The sequence below is a fragment of the Belnapia sp. F-4-1 genome, assembly GCF_000802185.1.
Taxonomy (GTDB): Bacteria; Pseudomonadota; Alphaproteobacteria; order Acetobacterales; family Acetobacteraceae; genus Belnapia.
The window spans coordinates 1,529,097-1,544,535 of the sequence record NZ_KN676113.1; the positions used below are offsets into that span (position 1 = coordinate 1,529,097).

Consider the following 15,439-nt stretch of genomic DNA (forward strand, 5'->3'; position numbering starts at 1 on the left):
GTGCCAACCGGGACCGGGCCTATGCGTTACGCCTCCCTGATCCCCCGGGCCCATATCCTTGCACGCTCCCACAGACGCCGCCCCCCGGCGCGAAATGACCCCCGCCCTGATCCTGGGCGTGCTCGGCGTCGTCTATGGCGATATCGGCACCAGCCCGCTCTATGCCCTCAAGGCTTCCGTCCTGCATTTCGCCGCCGATGGGGTGGAGCGGTGGGAGGTGCTTGGGCTGCTCAGCCTGATCTTCTGGTCGCTCATCCTCACCGTCACGGTGAAATACGTCGTCTTCGTCCTCCGGGCCGACAACAAGGGAGAGGGCGGGATCCTGGCGCTGATGGCCCTTGCCCAACGCAGCGCCCGGACGGAACAGGGGCGATGGTGGGTGGCGCTCGTCGGCATGGCAGGCGCCTGCCTCTTCTTCGGCGATGGCATCATCACCCCGGCCATCTCCGTGCTCTCGGCGGTGGAGGGGCTGAAGGTCGTCTCCGACGGCTTCGACGGGGCGGTGATCCCGCTCTCGATCCTCGTCCTGATCGCGCTCTTCATCGTGCAGTATCGCGGCACCGGGAGCATGGGGGCGATCTTCGGGCCGGTCTGCGCGCTCTGGTTCGCCACCATCGGCGTGCTCGGACTGATCGAGGTCGTGCGGGAGCCCGAGGTGCTCGTCGCCCTCTCGCCGACCTATGCCATCCATTTCTGCGCCGCCTACCGGCTGGCGGCCTTCATCGCCATGGGCAGCGTCGTGCTGGCGGTGACGGGGGCGGAGGCGCTCTATGCGGATATGGGGCATTTCGGCAAACGGCCGATCAAGCTGGCCTGGCTGTTCTTCGTGCTGCCCTGCCTGGCGCTCAACTATTTCGGTCAGGGGGCGCTGCTGCTCTCGGATCCGGCCGCGCTCGAGAATCCCTTCTTCCTCCTGGCGCCGGAGTGGCTGCGGCTGCCGCTGGTGATCCTGGCGACGGCTGCGACCATCATCGCCAGCCAGGCGATGATCTCGGGCGCCTACTCCATTGCGCGGCAATGCGTGCAGCTCGGCTTCTCCCCACGGCTGGAGGTGCGGCACACCAGCGAGACGGAGGAGGGGCAGATCTACCTGCCGCAGGTGAATTTCGCCCTGCTGGCGGGCGTGCTCGTGCTGGTGCTGGCCTTCAAGAATTCGGACAGCCTGGCGGCCGCCTACGGCATCGCGGTGACGGGCACCTTCGTCTGCACCTCGGGCCTCGCCATCCTGGTCTTCCATCGGCAGTTCGGCTGGTCGATCGCGCTGGTGACGCTGGTCTTCGGGCCGCTGCTGCTGCTCGACCTCGTCTTCTTCATCGCCAACGTGCTGAAGATCCCGGATGGCGGCTACGTCCCGCTGGTGCTCGGCGGCATCCTGATGCTGCTGATGAACACCTGGTACCGCGGCCGGCAGCTGCTCTTCGCCCGCTTCCGCCAGGACAGCCTGCCGCTGAAGAGCTTCCTCGCCCGGCTGCCGCAGAGCCGGACGATCCGCGTGCCCGGCATCGCCGTCTTCATGACCGGCCAGGCCGATTACGTGCCAGGCGCGCTGCTGCACAACCTGAAGCACAACAAGGTCCTGCATGAGCGGGTGCTCTTCGTCACCGTGCTGAACGAGGACGTGCCCCAGGTCGGGCCGGACCGGCGGCGCGAGGTGCAGGAGCTCGCGGCCGGCATCCACCGGGTGATCCTGCGCTACGGCTTCCAGGAAAGCCCGCACATCCCGCGCGAGCTGGAAGGCCTGCGCGACGCGGGCGTCGCCTTCGACCCGATGCAGTCCAGCTACTTCCTTGGGCGGGAAACGCTGGTGCAGGCGGTGGTGCCGAAGATGTCGCGCTGGCGGCAATGGCTCTACACCTTCATGTCGCGCAATGCGGTGCCGGCGACGGAGTTCTTCCGTATCCCCTCCGACCGGGTGGTGGAGCTCGGGGTACGGGTCGCCATCTGATCGCGCGCCGCCGCGCGACGGGGCGTCTTGAACCCGTCCGATGCCTGGGCGTTACGTCATTCGTTGCCGCAGCTTGTGAGGATGATGCCGCCGATGCCCCTGGTGACCCTGGTGCTGGCCAATGGCCCCGGCTTCCCGCAGGGCAGCGCGGACCATCGCTACGAGATATCGGTGACGCTGACCCCGGGCGGGCACCTCGAGCCCGATGCCTGGCTTGCCGATCCGGCGCCCTGGCCGGCGGTGCGCTTCCGCCCGGACGGGCCGCCGCAGCCCGGCACGGTGCAGTGGAACGAGCAGACCGGCTGGTCGCTCGCCTTCTCCCCGGCCGAGGGCGAGGCGGCGGATGCCGCCCCGCATGTGCAGATCGTCCAGGCAGGGCAGCTCCGGCCCGGGGAATACATCACCATCCGCGAGCCGAACGGGCGCGACTACGGCTTCCGCGTGGTCGGCGTCGGCTGAATGACGTTCCGCTCCGGGCGGGCAACCTGCCCGGCCCGGGGGTCGTTCGTAGTCCCGGAACTGTTTCCCAAGGATGCGACCATGGCCGATACCATCATGGACCTGCTCGAACTCTCGCTGCAGGACACCTACAGCGCCGAGAACCAGATCCTTGCCGCCCTGCCGGAATTGGAGGAGGCCGCCACCTCGCCCACGCTGAAGCAGGCCTTCCGCGAGCACAGCGAGCAGACCGAGCGCCAGGTGGAGCGGCTGGAGGAAGTCTGCCGGATGCTCGGCATGGAGCCGGACGGCGAGAGCTGCGCCGCCATGGAAGGGCTGGTCGAGGAGGCCGACGACCTGATGGAGGAGCTGGAGGGGGGCCCGGTGCTCGACGCCGCCCTCATCGCCGCCTCGCAGAAGGTCGAGCATTACGAGATGGCGGCCTACGGCACGCTGTGTTCGATGCTGAAAGCCATGGGCCAGACCAAGGCCGCCGACCTCCTCTCCCAGACGCTCAAGGAGGAGAAGGATACCGATGAGCTGCTGACCCGGATCGCCGAGCAGGAGGTCAACCCGGCGGCGATGCAGACCCTGCCGGCCGACGCACCGATGGGCGGCTCGGGCGGCACGGCCTGAGCGGCCGCTACACCCTCTCCAGCGCCCGTGCCTGCCCCGGCACGGGCGTTGCGTTGCCGCCCTTCGGCTCGCGCCCGGTGATGAGCCGGGCGCCGCGCTGGAAGGTCAGGTAGCTCCAGAGCCATTCGAAGGAGACGACGATCCGGCTGCGGAAGCCGATCAGGTACCAGACATGGGCGAGGCCCCAGAACCACCAGCCGACCAGGCCGGTGAGGCGAATGCGGCCCAGTTCCACCACGGCGGAGCGGCGGCCGATGGTGGCGAGGTCGCCATGGTGCCGGTAGCGGAAGGGCGGCGGCTCGGCCTGCCCCGCCGCGCGGGCCGCGAGCAACCGGCCGACATGGCGCCCCATCTGCTTCGCCGCCGGCGCATTGCCCGGCACCGGCTTGCCCCTGCCATCCGTGACCGCGGCCGTGTCGCCGAGCGCGAAGACGTCCGCCCGGCCGGGCACCGACAGGTCAGGCCCGACCTTGATCCGCCCGGCGCGGTCCCGCTCTGCCCCGATCCAGGCCCCGACCGGCGAGGCGACGACCCCCGCCGCCCAGACGATGGTGCTGGCGGCGATCCGCTCCTCGCCGCAATCGAGGCCCGTCGCATCGCAGCCGGTGACGCGGAGGCCCGTCAGCACCTGCACACCCATCCGCTCCAGCAACTGCCGCGCCTTGGCGCCGAGTTCCTCCGGGAAGCTCGGCAGCACGCGCGGCCCTGCCTCGACAAGCACGATGCGTGCCATGGCCGGGTCGATGCGGCGGAATTCGCGCGGCATGGCGTGGCGGGCGAGCTCCGCCATGGCGCCGGCCAACTCCACCCCCGTCGGCCCGCCGCCGATGACGGTGAAGGTCAGCAGGCGCCGCCGCTCCGCCTCGTCCTCCGTGAGTTCGGCCCGCTCGAAGGCGAGCAGCAGGCGGCGGCGGATATCCGTCGCATCCTCGATGGTCTTGAGGCCGGGCGCGACGGGCGCCCAGTCGTCGCGGCCGAAATAGGAGTGGGTCGCGCCCGTCGCCAGCACCAGCGCGTCATAGGGGATGCGGTGGCCGGGGCCGGCCGAAACCTCGCGCGCCGCGGTGTCGATGCCGGTCACCTTGGCCATCATCACCCGCACATTGCGCTGGCGGCGGAAGATGGTGCGGACCGGCCAGGCGATGTCGCCCGGCGACAGCGCCGCCGTCGCCACCTGATAGAGCAGCGGCTGGAAGAGGTGGTGGTTGTGCCGGTCGATCAGGGTGATCTCGGCCGGTGCCCGGGCCATGGCGCGCGCCGCTTCCAGCCCGCCGAAGCCGGCGCCGATGATGACGACGCGGAAGGGCGTGCTAGCGGACATGCGGCATCTCCATGGCGGGCGGTGTCCTTCGAGGCTGGGTCAGGCCGGTAACGCGGGTGGTGGCACGGGACCGGATGAACAGGGCGCGATCGCAGGGGCCAAGCGTTGCGGCCGTGGGCAAGCAGCCTTCCGCCGTGAGCGGCGTTCTCCGCATCCGCTTTGGGGGATCGCCGTGTGATCGCGGAACCGGAAGGGATGCTGGCCGCCTGCCTCGTCGAGCGCATGCTGGCGGCGGGAGAGGCGGGACTCGTCTTCGTCGCGCGGAGCGAGGGACGGGCCGCGCGGCTGCATCGGGCGGTGCGGGCGCTGGCGCCGGCGGATGCCGCGGTCTCGCTGCTGCCGGGCTGGGACTGCCTGCCCTATGACCGTGTCTCGCCGTCGCGGGCGGTGATGGGGCAGCGGATGGCGCTCGCCGCCGGGCTGCCGCCGGGGCTGCTGATCGCCTCGGCGGAGACGATCGGTCAGCGCCTGCCCCGGGTGACGGAGCGGCTGCGGCTCGCCTGCGGCGATGCGCCGGATATGGACGCCCTGCGCCGCGACCTGCTCCGCCTCGGCTACGTGCTCGACCAGCGCGTCGACGAGCCGGGCGAGGCAGCGCTGCATGGCGAGGTGATCGACCTCTGGCCCGCCGAGGCGGAGGTGGCCTGGCGGCTGCGGCTGGAGGAGGGGCGCATCGCCGGCATCCACCGGCTCGACATCCTGAGCCAGCGCAGCCTCGACGAGGAGATCGAGGCGCTGGAATTCGGCCCCGCCTCCGAAGTGGTGCTGGCGGCGGACGACCCGCTGCTCGAATCCCGCCCGCCGGGGCTGGAGCATGCGCTGCCCGAGCATGCCGCATCGCTGATCGCGCCGCTCGACCTGCTGCCACAGGCCACGGTGCTGCTGGATGCCGAGGCGGAGGCGGCCCTGACGCAGCGCCGGGCGGAAGTGACGGAGGCCTTCCGCACCCGCATCGCGCTCGGCCCGGCGGGCTCGCCGCCGGATGCGCTCCATGGCGGCGAGAACCTGTTCGGCGGCCGCCGGCTGGAACGCATCTCGCCGGAGAAGGGCGCTGCTCCACCACGCTTCGCCGAGGCAGAGGATCCTGAGGCCGCCTTCCTCGACTATGCCGAGGCGCAGCGCGCGGCTGGGCGCCGCATCGCCATCGCCAGTGGGGGGGGACGCGGGGCGCGCAGGCTCGCCCGGCGGCTCGGCGAGGCGGTGACGGTCGCCGACTGGCCGGCGCTGCTCGCCCTGCCGCCGGGCAGCATCGCCCTGCTCGCCGCCGATGTCCGGGGCTTCGAGGCCGAGCCGGCGGTGGTGGTGCCCTATGCCTCGATCCGCGCCGCCACCGGGGCGGGGCGCGACCCCGGCGCGGAGGCTCTCTTCGCCGCCAGCGCGCGGTTGCAGCCGGGCGACGCGGTGATCCATCTCGACCACGGGCTCGGCGCGCTGGAGGGCGTGGAGCAGGTGGAGGCCGGCGAGGCCCGCCTCGACTGCCTCAGGCTGCGTTACGCCGATGCGACGCAGATCGTGCCCTTCGGCGAGCTGGACCGCATCTGGCGCTACGGGGCGGAAGCGGAGGGCCTTTCCCTCGACCGGCTCGGCGGCGAGGCCTGGCCGAAGCGGCGCGCGGAAGCGGAGGCAGCGGTGGCCGAGAGCGCACGGGCGCTGCTCGCCCTGGTGCGGGCACGGGAGCAGGCCCGCGCCCCGGCGCTGCGGCCGCCGCCGAATGAGTACGCCCGGCTCGCAGCGCGCTTCCCACATGAGCTGACGGAGGCCCAGGCGGCGGCCATCACCGCGGTGCTGGGCGACCTCGCTTCCGGCCGGCCGATGGACCGGCTGGTCTGCGGCGATGTCGGCTTCGGCAAGACCGAGGTGGCGATCCGCGCCGCGGCGGTGGCGGCGCTCGGCGGGCATCAGGTGGCGCTGCTGGCGCCGACCACGGTTCTGGTGCGGCAACACCTGGAGAGCTTCCGCCGGCGCTTCGCCGGGTTCGATCTCCGCATCGAGGCGCTGTCGCGGCTGACGCCGCCCGCCGAGGCGCGCGAGATCAAGGCGGCGATGGCGCGGGGCGAGGTGGCGATCGTCATCGGCACCCAGGCGCTGGCGGCCCGCGGCATCCGCTTCCGCGACCTCGCCCTGATGATCGTCGACGAGGAGCAGCGCTTCGGCGCGGCGCAGAAGGAGCAGCTGCGGCGCCTCCGCCGCGTCGACGGCCTGCACACGCTGACGCTGACGGCGACGCCCATCCCCCGCACCTTGCAGGCGACGCTGGTCGGGCTGCGGGAGCTGAGCGTCATCGCCACGCCGCCGGCGCGGCGGCAGCCGGTGCGCACCATCCGCGCGCCGATCGAGGATGCGCTGCTGGCCGGCGCGCTGCGGCGCGAGGCCGGGCGTGGCGGGCAGAGCTTCTGCGTCTGCCCGCGCATCGAGGATATCGCGCCGATGCGCGAGCGCCTGGCCGGGCTGGTGCCGGACCTCACCCTGATCGAGGCGCATGGCGGCATGCCGGCGGCGGAGGTGGATGCCGCCATGGTGCGCTTCGCCGAGGGCGAGGGCGACGTGCTGCTCTCGACCAACATCGTCGAGGCGGGGCTCGACGTACCGCGGGCGAATACGATGCTGGTCTGCCAAGCAGACCGCTTCGGCCTGGCGCAGCTCCACCAGCTGCGCGGCCGGGTCGGGCGCGGGCGGGTGCGGGGCGTCGCCTATCTGCTGACCGACCCGAAGGCCCGGATCGGCCCGGCGACGGAGCGGCGGCTGGCGATGCTGGAAGCGCTGGACCGCGTCGGTGCCGGCTTCGCCATCAGCGCGCGCGACCTCGACCTGCGCGGCGCCGGCGACCTGCTGGGCGAGGAGCAGGCGGGGCATCTGAAGCTCGTCGGGCTGGAGCTCTACCGCCACCTGCTCGACCGGGCGCTGGCCGTGGCGCGCGGAGAGGCGCCGCCGGAGGCCTGGAGCCCGGACCTCGCCATCGGCGTCGATGCCTATGTACCGCCGGAGCATGTGCCGGAGGAGGCGCTGCGCGTCTCCCTGCACGGACGCATCGCGGGCCTGCTGCGCGCCGGGGATACGGCGGGTGTGGAAGCGCTGGAGGATGAGATGGAGGACCGCTTCGGCCCCGCCCCGACGCCGCTCGCCCAGCTCTTCGCCCTGGCCCGGGTCTCGGCGCGCTGCCGGCGGCTCGGCATCGGGAAGCTCGATGTGGGGCCGCTCGCCGCGGCGGCGACGTGGCGCGGGCAGGAGAAGGGCAGGCTGCTGCTGCGCCGGGCGAGCGAAACCCAGGCGGAGCGGCTGGCGGCGGCGGAGGCGCTGCTGGCCTCCGTCGTCAAGGCCCGTGCAGAGGCCAGACCAGGGCGATCATCGGCACGCCGACCAGCAGCACGATGAGCGAGAGCGGCAGGCCGAGCCGCCAGTAGTCGCCGAACCGGTACCCGCCGGGCCCCATCACCAGCGTGTTGCACTGGTGGCCGATGGGGGTGAGGAAGTCGCAGGCGGCGCCGAGCGCGACCGCCATCAGGAAGGCATCCGGGCTCATCCCCAGCCGCTGCGCCAGGCTGCCGGCGATGGGGCCGAGCATCAGCACCGTCGCGGCGTTGTTGAGGAAGGGCGTCACCGCCATCGCCGCCACCATGATGAGGGCGAGCGACCCCATCGGCGGCAGGTGCTCGACGGCGCCCGACAGCCAGCCGGCGATCAGCTCCGTCCCGCCCGTGCTGCGCACCGCCTCGGAAACGGGGATGAGCGCGCCGAGCAGCACGATCACCGGCCATTCGACGGCGTTGTAGGCCTCCTGCGGCGTCAGCGCGCGGATCACCAGCAGCAGGACCGAGGCGGCGAAGAAGGCGACGGCGACCGGCACCAGGTTCAGCGCCACGGCCGCCATCGCTACGGCGAGGATGATCGCCGGCAGCCAGCTCCGCCGGCTGCGGCCGAGGGCGATGCCGCGCTCCGTCAGCGGCAGGATGCGCAGCGCGGCCAGGGTGTCGGGAAGGCGCGCCGCCTCACCCTTCAGGATGGCGACGTCGCCGCGGCGAAGCTTCAGCGTGTTCAGCCGCTCGGCGATGCGTGACCCGCGGCGGCTGACGGCCAGCAGGCTGACGCCGAAGCGCCCGGCGAGCGAGGCGCCGGCAGGCGTCGCGCCGACCAACGGGGATTCGGCGGTGATGACGCCCTCCACCACCGTTTTCTCGTCCTCCGGCACCTCCTCGCCGCCGGTCGGCTTCTCGCCGACCAGGGTGAGGCCGGCCTGCGCGACAAGGGATTCCAGCTCCTCCGGATCGCCCTCGAGGATCAGCAGGTCGCCGAACTTCAGCACGACCTCGCTGGGCGGGTTCTCGCGGCGGAAGCGGTCGCGCAGCATGGTGCCGACGGTGATTCGCCCCTCGCCCATCGCCACGAGGTCGGCGATGGTCCGGCCGATGAGCGGGCTCTCGGCGGGGACGCGCGTCTCCGTGGTGTAGGATTCGATCGCCACCGTCGCCTGGCCGGCGCTGCCCTGCCGCCCGCGCGGCAGCAGCCGCCACCCGACGCTGAGGAAGACAAGGCCCGCCACCGCGATCGCCGCGCCGACCGGTGCATAGTCGAACATGCGGAAGGGCTCGCCCGTGACCTGCTCCCTGACGCGGGAGACGATGATGTTGGGCGAGGTGCCGATCAGCGTCACGAGCCCGCCGAGCAGCGAGGCGAAGGCCATCGGCATCAGCAGGGCAGAAGGCGGCGTGCCGGTGCGCCGCGCGAGCTGCAAGGCGACCGGCATGAAGATGGCGAGGGCGCCGATATTCTTCGTCACCACCGAGGCGGCCATGACGGCTGCGACCAGCGCCGGCACCTGCGTCCTGACGCTGGTGAGGTGCGGCAGCAGCGGCCGCATCAGCCGCTCCACCGCGCCGGAGCGGGCGACGGCGGCGCTGACCAGCAGCGCGGAGGCGACGATGATGACGATGTCGTCGCTGAAGCCGGTGAAGGCCGCCTCGGCCGGCACGATGCCGGTGACGAGGCCGGCGAGCAGGGCCAGCATCGCCACCAAGTCATAAGGCAGCCGGCCCCAGGCGAAGAGGCCTACGGTCACACCGAGGATGCCGAAGGCGAGGGCCTGATCAAGAGTCACGGAGGCGCCAACAGCCCGAAGGCCGCTCTGGTTCCGCGCCACGGTGCAACGGGCCCGCCCGGGCGGCGTTCGCCCACGGCACCACAGAGACGAGAGGGAGATCGATGCGCCCCGACGAAAACAATGCGGCGGACAGCCCGGCCATCGCCATCCATGGCCACCAGATGGATGTGGGCGAGGCGTTGCGCACCCATGTGACCGACAAGCTGACGGCGGTGGCGGAGAAGTATCTCGGCGCCGAGGACATGACGGCGCGCTTCTCCCGCACCGGCCATGGGGGCTTTTCCTGCTCGGTGCGGATCCATGCCGGCAAGGGCTTGTTCTTTGACGGCTCGGCCGAGGCGGCGGAAGCGCCGATCGCCTTCAACGAGGCGCTGGAGCATGTGGCGAAGCAGCTGCGGCGACGGAAGCGCGAATTGCGCGAGGACAAGCCGGTCAACCCGGACAAGGAAGGCCTCATCTAGTCCATGGCCCATGGCGGCTCCCGCCGGGTGATTCTGGCGGCGCTGGCGGGCAACCTCGCCATCGCCGCCACCAAGCTGGCCGCCGCGCTCTACACTGGCTCCAGCGCCATGCTGAGCGAGGCGATCCATTCGGCCGTCGATACCGGCAACCAGGGACTGCTGCTGGTCGGGCTGCGGCGTGCGGCGCGGCCGCCTTCGCCGCGGCATCCCTTTGGCCATGGCATGGAGCTGTATTTCTGGGCCTTCGTCGTCGCGCTGATGATCTTTGCGCTCGGCGGCGCAGTGTCGATCTACGAGGGCTGGCGAAAGATCGTGGCGCCTGAGCCGGTCGAGAACGCCTGGGTCAACTTCCTCGTGCTTGGCGCCTCGGTCCTGTTCGAAAGCCTGTCCTTCCGCGTCGCCTTCCGGGAGTTCCGCCGGAGCCATGCGGGCGAGCCTTTCTGGCAGGCGATCAGGGCAAGCAAGGACCCAGGCGTTTTCGCCGTTCTGCTTGAGGATGCGGCGGCGCTGGCGGGGCTCGCCATTGCGCTCGTCGGGCTTGGCCTTGCGGAATGGCTCGACATGCCGGCGCTGGACGGCGCGGCCTCCATCGGCATCGGCCTGCTGCTGGTGCTGACGGCGGGTTTCCTCGCAAACGAGACGCGGAGCTTGCTCACCGGCGAGGCGGCCTCGCCGCGGCTGGTGGCGGAAGTGCGCGCGACGCTCACCGCCGACCCGCGGGTGAAGGCAGTGGATGAGCTGCTCAGCATGCATCTCGGCCCGGCGGAGGTGCTGATGGCGGTGACCATCGACCTGGCCGACGAGCTACCGGGCGCCGGGGTGGAGCAGGCGGCGCGGGAGCTGACCCGCCGCATCGAGGACCAGCACCCGGAGGTGACGCGCATCTTCCTGCGGCCGAAGCGGGTCGCTGCCTGAAACGGCAAGCCGCCCGCCGGGAGGGAGCAATCCCCCGGCGGGCGGCTCTATGCCTTGACGTGTCGGCCCGGCGTCCGGCCGGGTGAGGGATACGCCCCCACCACGCGGCGGGGATCACCCCCGCTCGTGCCGGATGGTATGAAGCGCCGCCCGGATCGCGTTCAGAACCAACCGGGCAGGCGGCCGGGGGTTTCGCGGCTCCCCGGTCACATCTTGTCAGACCACGTCCTGCGCCGCACCGGCCGGCATCAGCCCGGCCCCGTGCAGGACACCGTCCCGCTCCATGCCGCGGCGAACCGCAGCGCCCCAGAGCACCAGCGCCATGCCGGCACCGAGACCGAGAACGCCGAAGACTGCGGACAACATCACTCTCTCCTTTTGCATCTTGCGTGACTGCATCTGGGGTTTGCGGGCGCCGCCCAGCAGCGGCGGGATATCCCCCCAGCCATGCGGGGAATGCGGTACTCACCGCCTGAGCGTCGCATGCCAGCGGCAGAGGCCGATGGCGCCGCTGCTCAGCAGCCGGTGGCGCAGCAGCCAGAGTTCCGCCTCCTCGATCAGGCCGGCGGCGCCGCTGCGCAGGGGGCCAGCGCCGGCGGCACGCAGTTCCCGGATCAGCCGGGTCCAGTTCTCGATGACGGCGGCGCATTGCCGGGGCGCGGCATTCTCGGCGACACGAATATGGAAGCCGGCCGCCTGGAGCGCGCCCTCGGCCGCGCCGCGGTCCGGCGGCGAAACCGCGCGGCCTTCAAGGGCGAGCCAGCGGTCGAGGATCGGGCGGGAGGCGGAGCCGCCGCCGCGAACGATCTCCAGCAGGACGAGTTGGGCATCGGGCTTCAGCGCCTTGGCCAGGGCCTCGATGGTACTGTCGAAGGCGCCGCCGCCGGCCAAGGGCTCCAAGGCCAGGGCGTGGTGGTGATAGCGGGGGCGGAAGGCAGGTTGGTCCGGCTCCCAGGGCAGCACCAGGGCACGGCGGCCGAAGGGGCGGAGGCGGAGCGCCATTCGCCCGGCCAGGAACGGGTCGTGCTGGTAGGCGGCAACCCAGGCCCCGCGCCGGCTGATGATGGTTCCGGCCGCCCCGCCGGCATCGCGGCCGACCAGCAGCAGCGTTGTCGCCGGCGACAAGGGGAGCAGGCCGGACAGCCGCTCGATCTCCGCCGGCCCGCCGGGAATGAGGCAGCCTTCCTCCCAGAGCCGCTCGGCTCAGGCGATGCGGGCGAGGGCAAGACTTTCGGCCGGGTCCTGCGTGGCGGCGGCCGGGCCCTCCGGCAGCGGGGCGAGGCTGGGGGCCTCCGCATCGGCGCGGAGCGGCAGGCGGTCGGCCGCCGCCAGCAGCAAGCCGGCGAAGCCGCGCCCCTGGCCGGGCCGGATGAACCGGGCCAGGGCGTTCGTCAGGGCCGGCATGGGGGCCGGGTCATGCGTGGGTTCCTCGCCTCTCGATGGAGAGGAGCGGCATGGGGCCATGGAAGAGATGAAGGAAGCGTTGCGGCCGGGGCGGTGCGGGTCTATCGCAAGGGACCATGCCCGAAGCGCCCTACCCGATCCGCTACGTCGCCAAGAACATGCGGCTCGATCTCCGGCTGATCGCCGAGATGATCACGCCGGGCGCGCGCGTGCTGGATATCGGCTGCGGCGACGGGGCGCTGCTTGCCTACCTCACGGCCGAAAAGGGCGCCGATGCCCGCGGCATCGAGATCGACATGGCAGAGGCGACGCGTGCCGTGGCGGCCGGCCTCGCCGTGATCCATGGCGATGCGGACCATGACCTCGCCTCCTATCCGGACGGGGCCTTCGACTATGTGGTGCTCTCCCGCACGCTTCAGGCGGTGGAGCGGCCGCGCGAGGTGTTGCGGCAGATGCTGCGGATCGGCCGGCGGGCGATCGTCAGCTTCCCCAATTTCGGCCATTGGCTGGTGCGGTGGCAGGTGCTCGCAACCGGCCGGATGCCGATGACGGAAACCTGGCACCGCGCCTGGTACGAGACGCCGAACATCCACCCCTGCACCATCCAGGACTTCTTCGACCTCTGCACCCTCGAGGGCTACGCGGTCGAGCAGTGGCTGGCAGTGGATGAGCGCGGGCTGAAGGCGCCCTGGAAGCGGTCGCCGCGGCTCGCCAACTTGTTTGGCGAGCAGGCGCTGTTCCTGCTGCGGCGAGGCTAGCCGGGCAGGCTCAGTGCAGGCGGGCGTTGCGCGGGCGTGCGGGGGCCGGTGTGCGCGGGGCGGCGGTGGCGGCCACCGGGTCCGGCAGGTTGGAGACGGCGAGGGCGACATGGCGCGCGGCCTCGGTGGCACCGATCCGCAGGCATTCCGCTTCTACATAGGAAAGCATCAGGCGGAGGGCAGACTGATCGGGAGATTCAGGCTCGGACTCGGTATCGAGAGGCTTGAACGCGGCACGCATCCAGCACGCTCCGGCTAATGTGATTGCACAGCACACATACTATTGACTCAGCGACACAGCAACATCGGAGTCGTTCTGAGGTTGCACGCGCCTGCGCAAGCACCGAGGGATGGGCGTAAATATCGCCCACGACGCGTTCCTCCGCATCCTTTTTTTCTATTTCAGGTTACGGCACATCTTTGAGTTGTGTCGCTGGCCCTTGGTCAATGTCGCGATATTGGGATGAGAATCAGAATTTCTCAACCCATGGGCGAATTTCAATCTCCCAACTCCACGCATTGCGCGGCTGGCGGATGAGCTGGAGGTAGCTTGCTGCAATCGCATCGGGATCAAGCAGGCTGTCTTGCCCGCTATCCGGGTGGAGTGTGCTCCGGATGCCACCATCGATGACAATGTGCCCCACATGCACACCCTGCGGGTGCAGCTCCCGCGCGGCGGACTGGGCGAGGCCGCGCAGGGCGAATTTCCCCATGGCGAAGGGGGCGCTCTGCGCATAGCCCTTCACCCCGGCCGAGGCCCCGGTCAACAGGATGGTGCCGTGCCCGGCGGCCAGCATGCGCCGCGCCGCCTCGCGCACCGCGAGGAAGCCACCGAAGGCGCAGACCTGGAGGCTCTTCTGCACCTCGGCCGGTCCAACCCGGCGATCGGGCCGCGGGTGCGGTAGCTCGGGTTGTAGACGACCACCTCGGCATCACCCTCGGCCTCGAACAGCGCGGCGACCTGGGCGGCATCGGCGGCGTCGCAGGCATGGGTGGCGGCGCCGGTCTCGGCGGCTAGGGCGGCGAGCTTGGCAGTGTTGCGGGCGGCGAGCGCCACCATGTAGCCCTCCCGCGCAAGGAGCCGGGCGAGGGAGGCGGAAAGCCCGTCCCCGGCGCCGATGATCAGGGCCTTCGGCATTGCCTCTCTCCTATCCCAGGGTTTCCAGCAATTCGCAGAGCACGGCGCAGCGCGGCGCCAGGTCGGGCCAGCGGATATGCTCCTCCGGCGCATGGGCGCCGGCGCCGGTGCAACCGAGGCCGTCCAGCGTCGGGATGCCCATGGCGGCGGTGAAATTGCCGTCCGACCCACCGCCGCGGTGCTGCTTCGGCAAGTCGTAGCCCTGGCGGGCGGCGATGGCGCGGGCGGTCTCGTAGAGGGCGAGGTTGGCCGGGCTCTCTTCCAGCGGGGGGCGGTTCAGGCCGCCTTCCACGGTGATGCGGATGCCGTCCGCCTCGCCGGCCAAGGCGCGGATGGCGGCCACCATGCGCTCCGCCTCGGCGAGGCTCGGGGCGCGGAAGTCGATGCGGCAGCCGGCCTCGGGCGGGATGACGTTCGGCCGGGTGCCGCCCCAGATCGGCGCGACATTGGTGGTGACGCCGCGCTCCAGGTCGGTCAGGGCGTGGATCTTCAGGATCGCCCCGGCCAGGGCGACGACAGCGCTCCGCCCCTCGGACCAGTTGCCGCCGGCATGGGCGCTGCGGCCCTCGACCGTGAGGGTGAAGCCGCCGGTGCCCTTGCGGCCGGTGACGCAGGCGCCCTGACTGCCGCCGGCCGGCTCCGGGATCAGCACGGCGCAGGCGCCGCGGGCGGCGGCCTCGATCGGGGCGCGGCTGGTCGGGCTGCCGACTTCCTCGTCCGGCGTCAGCAGAAGGGTGATGGGGCGGCGGGTCTTCACCCCCTGGCGCAGGATCTCCCGCACCGAATGGAAGGCGAAGAAGCTGCCGGCCTTCATGTCGTAGATGCCGGGGCCATGGGCGCGCTCGCCCTCGACGCGCCAGGGCATCGACTTCGCCAGCGTGCCGTGGTCCCAGACCGTGTCGAGATGGCCGGCGACCACCACCGGCGCGCCATCGCCCGGGGTGCGGGCAATCAGCGTGTCGCCGAAGCCGTCGCGCCCGGGCAGGCGCTCGATGGCGGCGCCGGCGCCGGCGAGATCGGCCTGGCAGCGATCGAGCAGGGCGTTGACGGCAGCGGCGTCGGTGGTCGGGGTCTCATGCTCCACCCAGGTCCTGAGCTCGGCGAGGAGGCGGTCGGAGCTGCCGATATCGGTCTGGGGCATGAGGTCGGTCCTGCTGCGGTCTCCATCCACTCTGGCGATGGCGCGGCGCTTGTCCACCCGCTCTGGCCTCGTCGGAAGCGCGTCCGCTCGGCTGCGCTCGCGGAAACACCTCCGCCTGTTGTTTGATCGAGCAAATTACCCCTCCCGGGTGATTCCACCCATCCGGGGTTTGCTCTAGACCGCCGAG

At 71.5% G+C, this 15,439-nt stretch carries 16 protein-coding genes; 7 read left to right on the forward strand and 9 right to left on the reverse strand.

What is annotated here, in order from left to right; translation table 11 throughout:
* Nucleotides 1-94 precede the first annotated feature (94 nt).
* The 3 genes from LH62_RS07430 to LH62_RS07440 all read left to right on the forward strand — a co-directional run bounded on the left by LH62_RS07430 (nt 95) and on the right by LH62_RS07440 (nt 3,019).
* On the forward strand, nt 95-1,945 hold the full coding sequence (locus tag LH62_RS07430; protein ID WP_043360292.1) for a potassium transporter Kup: 1,851 nt from the start codon (nt 95-97) through the stop codon (nt 1,943-1,945).
* A gap of 93 nt (nt 1,946-2,038) precedes the next feature.
* Nucleotides 2,039-2,404, forward strand: a complete 366-nt coding sequence (locus LH62_RS07435; RefSeq protein WP_043360294.1) for a hypothetical protein — start codon at nt 2,039-2,041, stop codon at nt 2,402-2,404.
* 81 nt (nt 2,405-2,485) lie between these two features.
* Nucleotides 2,486-3,019, forward strand: a complete 534-nt coding sequence (locus LH62_RS07440) for a ferritin-like domain-containing protein (protein WP_043360295.1) — start codon at nt 2,486-2,488, stop codon at nt 3,017-3,019.
* Between the two features lie 7 nt (nt 3,020-3,026).
* Here the strand turns inward: LH62_RS07440 and LH62_RS07445 are convergent, their stop codons facing one another.
* Entirely contained in the window at nt 3,027-4,340 is a 1,314-nt protein-coding gene (locus LH62_RS07445; RefSeq protein ID WP_052213886.1) for an NAD(P)/FAD-dependent oxidoreductase, read from the reverse strand.
* A 174-nt stretch (nt 4,341-4,514) separates the two neighbouring features.
* Here LH62_RS07445 and LH62_RS07450 point away from each other — a divergent pair, with 174 nt between their 5' ends.
* Nucleotides 4,515-7,712, forward strand: coding sequence for a DEAD/DEAH box helicase (locus tag LH62_RS07450; RefSeq protein WP_052213891.1), 3,198 nt, complete (start codon nt 4,515-4,517; stop codon nt 7,710-7,712).
* Here LH62_RS07450 and LH62_RS07455 read toward each other — a convergent pair.
* A complete protein-coding gene (locus LH62_RS07455) occupies nt 7,651-9,432 on the reverse strand; it encodes an SLC13 family permease (RefSeq protein WP_043360296.1) in 1,782 nt (593 codons plus the stop codon). The two genes, LH62_RS07450 and LH62_RS07455, sit on opposite strands and share 62 nt — an antisense overlap.
* Nucleotides 9,433-9,536: 104 nt before the next feature.
* Here LH62_RS07455 and LH62_RS07460 point away from each other — a divergent pair, with 104 nt between their 5' ends.
* Nucleotides 9,537-9,896: an HPF/RaiA family ribosome-associated protein gene (locus LH62_RS07460; RefSeq protein ID WP_052213894.1), complete on the forward strand. Its 360-nt coding sequence runs from the start codon at nt 9,537-9,539 to the stop codon at nt 9,894-9,896.
* Nucleotides 9,897-9,899: 3 nt separating this feature from the next.
* Nucleotides 9,900-10,811, forward strand: coding sequence for a cation diffusion facilitator family transporter (locus tag LH62_RS07465; RefSeq protein WP_043360297.1), 912 nt, complete (start codon nt 9,900-9,902; stop codon nt 10,809-10,811).
* Between the two features lie 216 nt (nt 10,812-11,027).
* Here the strand turns inward: LH62_RS07465 and LH62_RS31050 are convergent, their stop codons facing one another.
* From LH62_RS31050 to LH62_RS07480, 3 genes are all read right to left on the reverse strand, one after another.
* Nucleotides 11,028-11,177: a hypothetical protein gene (locus tag LH62_RS31050; protein WP_160299793.1), complete on the reverse strand. Its 150-nt coding sequence runs from the start codon at nt 11,175-11,177 to the stop codon at nt 11,028-11,030.
* Nucleotides 11,178-11,276: 99 nt separating this feature from the next.
* A complete protein-coding gene (locus LH62_RS07475) occupies nt 11,277-11,936 on the reverse strand; it encodes a hypothetical protein (RefSeq protein WP_043360301.1) in 660 nt (219 codons plus the stop codon).
* A 78-nt stretch (nt 11,937-12,014) separates the two neighbouring features.
* Nucleotides 12,015-12,215: a hypothetical protein gene (locus tag LH62_RS07480; protein WP_043360303.1), complete on the reverse strand. Its 201-nt coding sequence runs from the start codon at nt 12,213-12,215 to the stop codon at nt 12,015-12,017.
* 158 nt (nt 12,216-12,373) lie between these two features.
* On the opposite strand from LH62_RS07480, the gene metW reads away from it, so the two are divergent.
* A complete protein-coding gene (gene metW, locus LH62_RS07485) occupies nt 12,374-12,973 on the forward strand; it encodes a methionine biosynthesis protein MetW (protein WP_043365358.1) in 600 nt (199 codons plus the stop codon).
* Between the two features lie 10 nt (nt 12,974-12,983).
* On the opposite strand, the gene LH62_RS07490 is transcribed toward metW, so the two are convergent.
* From LH62_RS07490 to LH62_RS07500, 4 genes are all read right to left on the reverse strand, one after another.
* Nucleotides 12,984-13,214 carry a hypothetical protein gene (locus LH62_RS07490; protein WP_043360305.1) on the reverse strand — a complete coding sequence of 77 codons (231 nt, stop codon included), beginning with the start codon at nt 13,212-13,214 and terminating at the stop codon, nt 12,984-12,986.
* 229 nt (nt 13,215-13,443) lie between these two features.
* Entirely contained in the window at nt 13,444-13,836 is a 393-nt protein-coding gene (locus tag LH62_RS32310; protein ID WP_255359985.1) for an SDR family NAD(P)-dependent oxidoreductase, read from the reverse strand.
* Nucleotides 13,737-14,111, reverse strand: coding sequence for an SDR family NAD(P)-dependent oxidoreductase (locus LH62_RS32315; protein WP_255359986.1), 375 nt, complete (start codon nt 14,109-14,111; stop codon nt 13,737-13,739). Before LH62_RS32315 ends, LH62_RS32310 begins: the two co-directional genes overlap by 100 nt.
* A gap of 10 nt (nt 14,112-14,121) precedes the next feature.
* Entirely contained in the window at nt 14,122-15,252 is a 1,131-nt protein-coding gene (locus tag LH62_RS07500; protein ID WP_043360307.1) for a M20 family metallopeptidase, read from the reverse strand.
* Nucleotides 15,253-15,439: the final 187 nt, after the last annotated feature.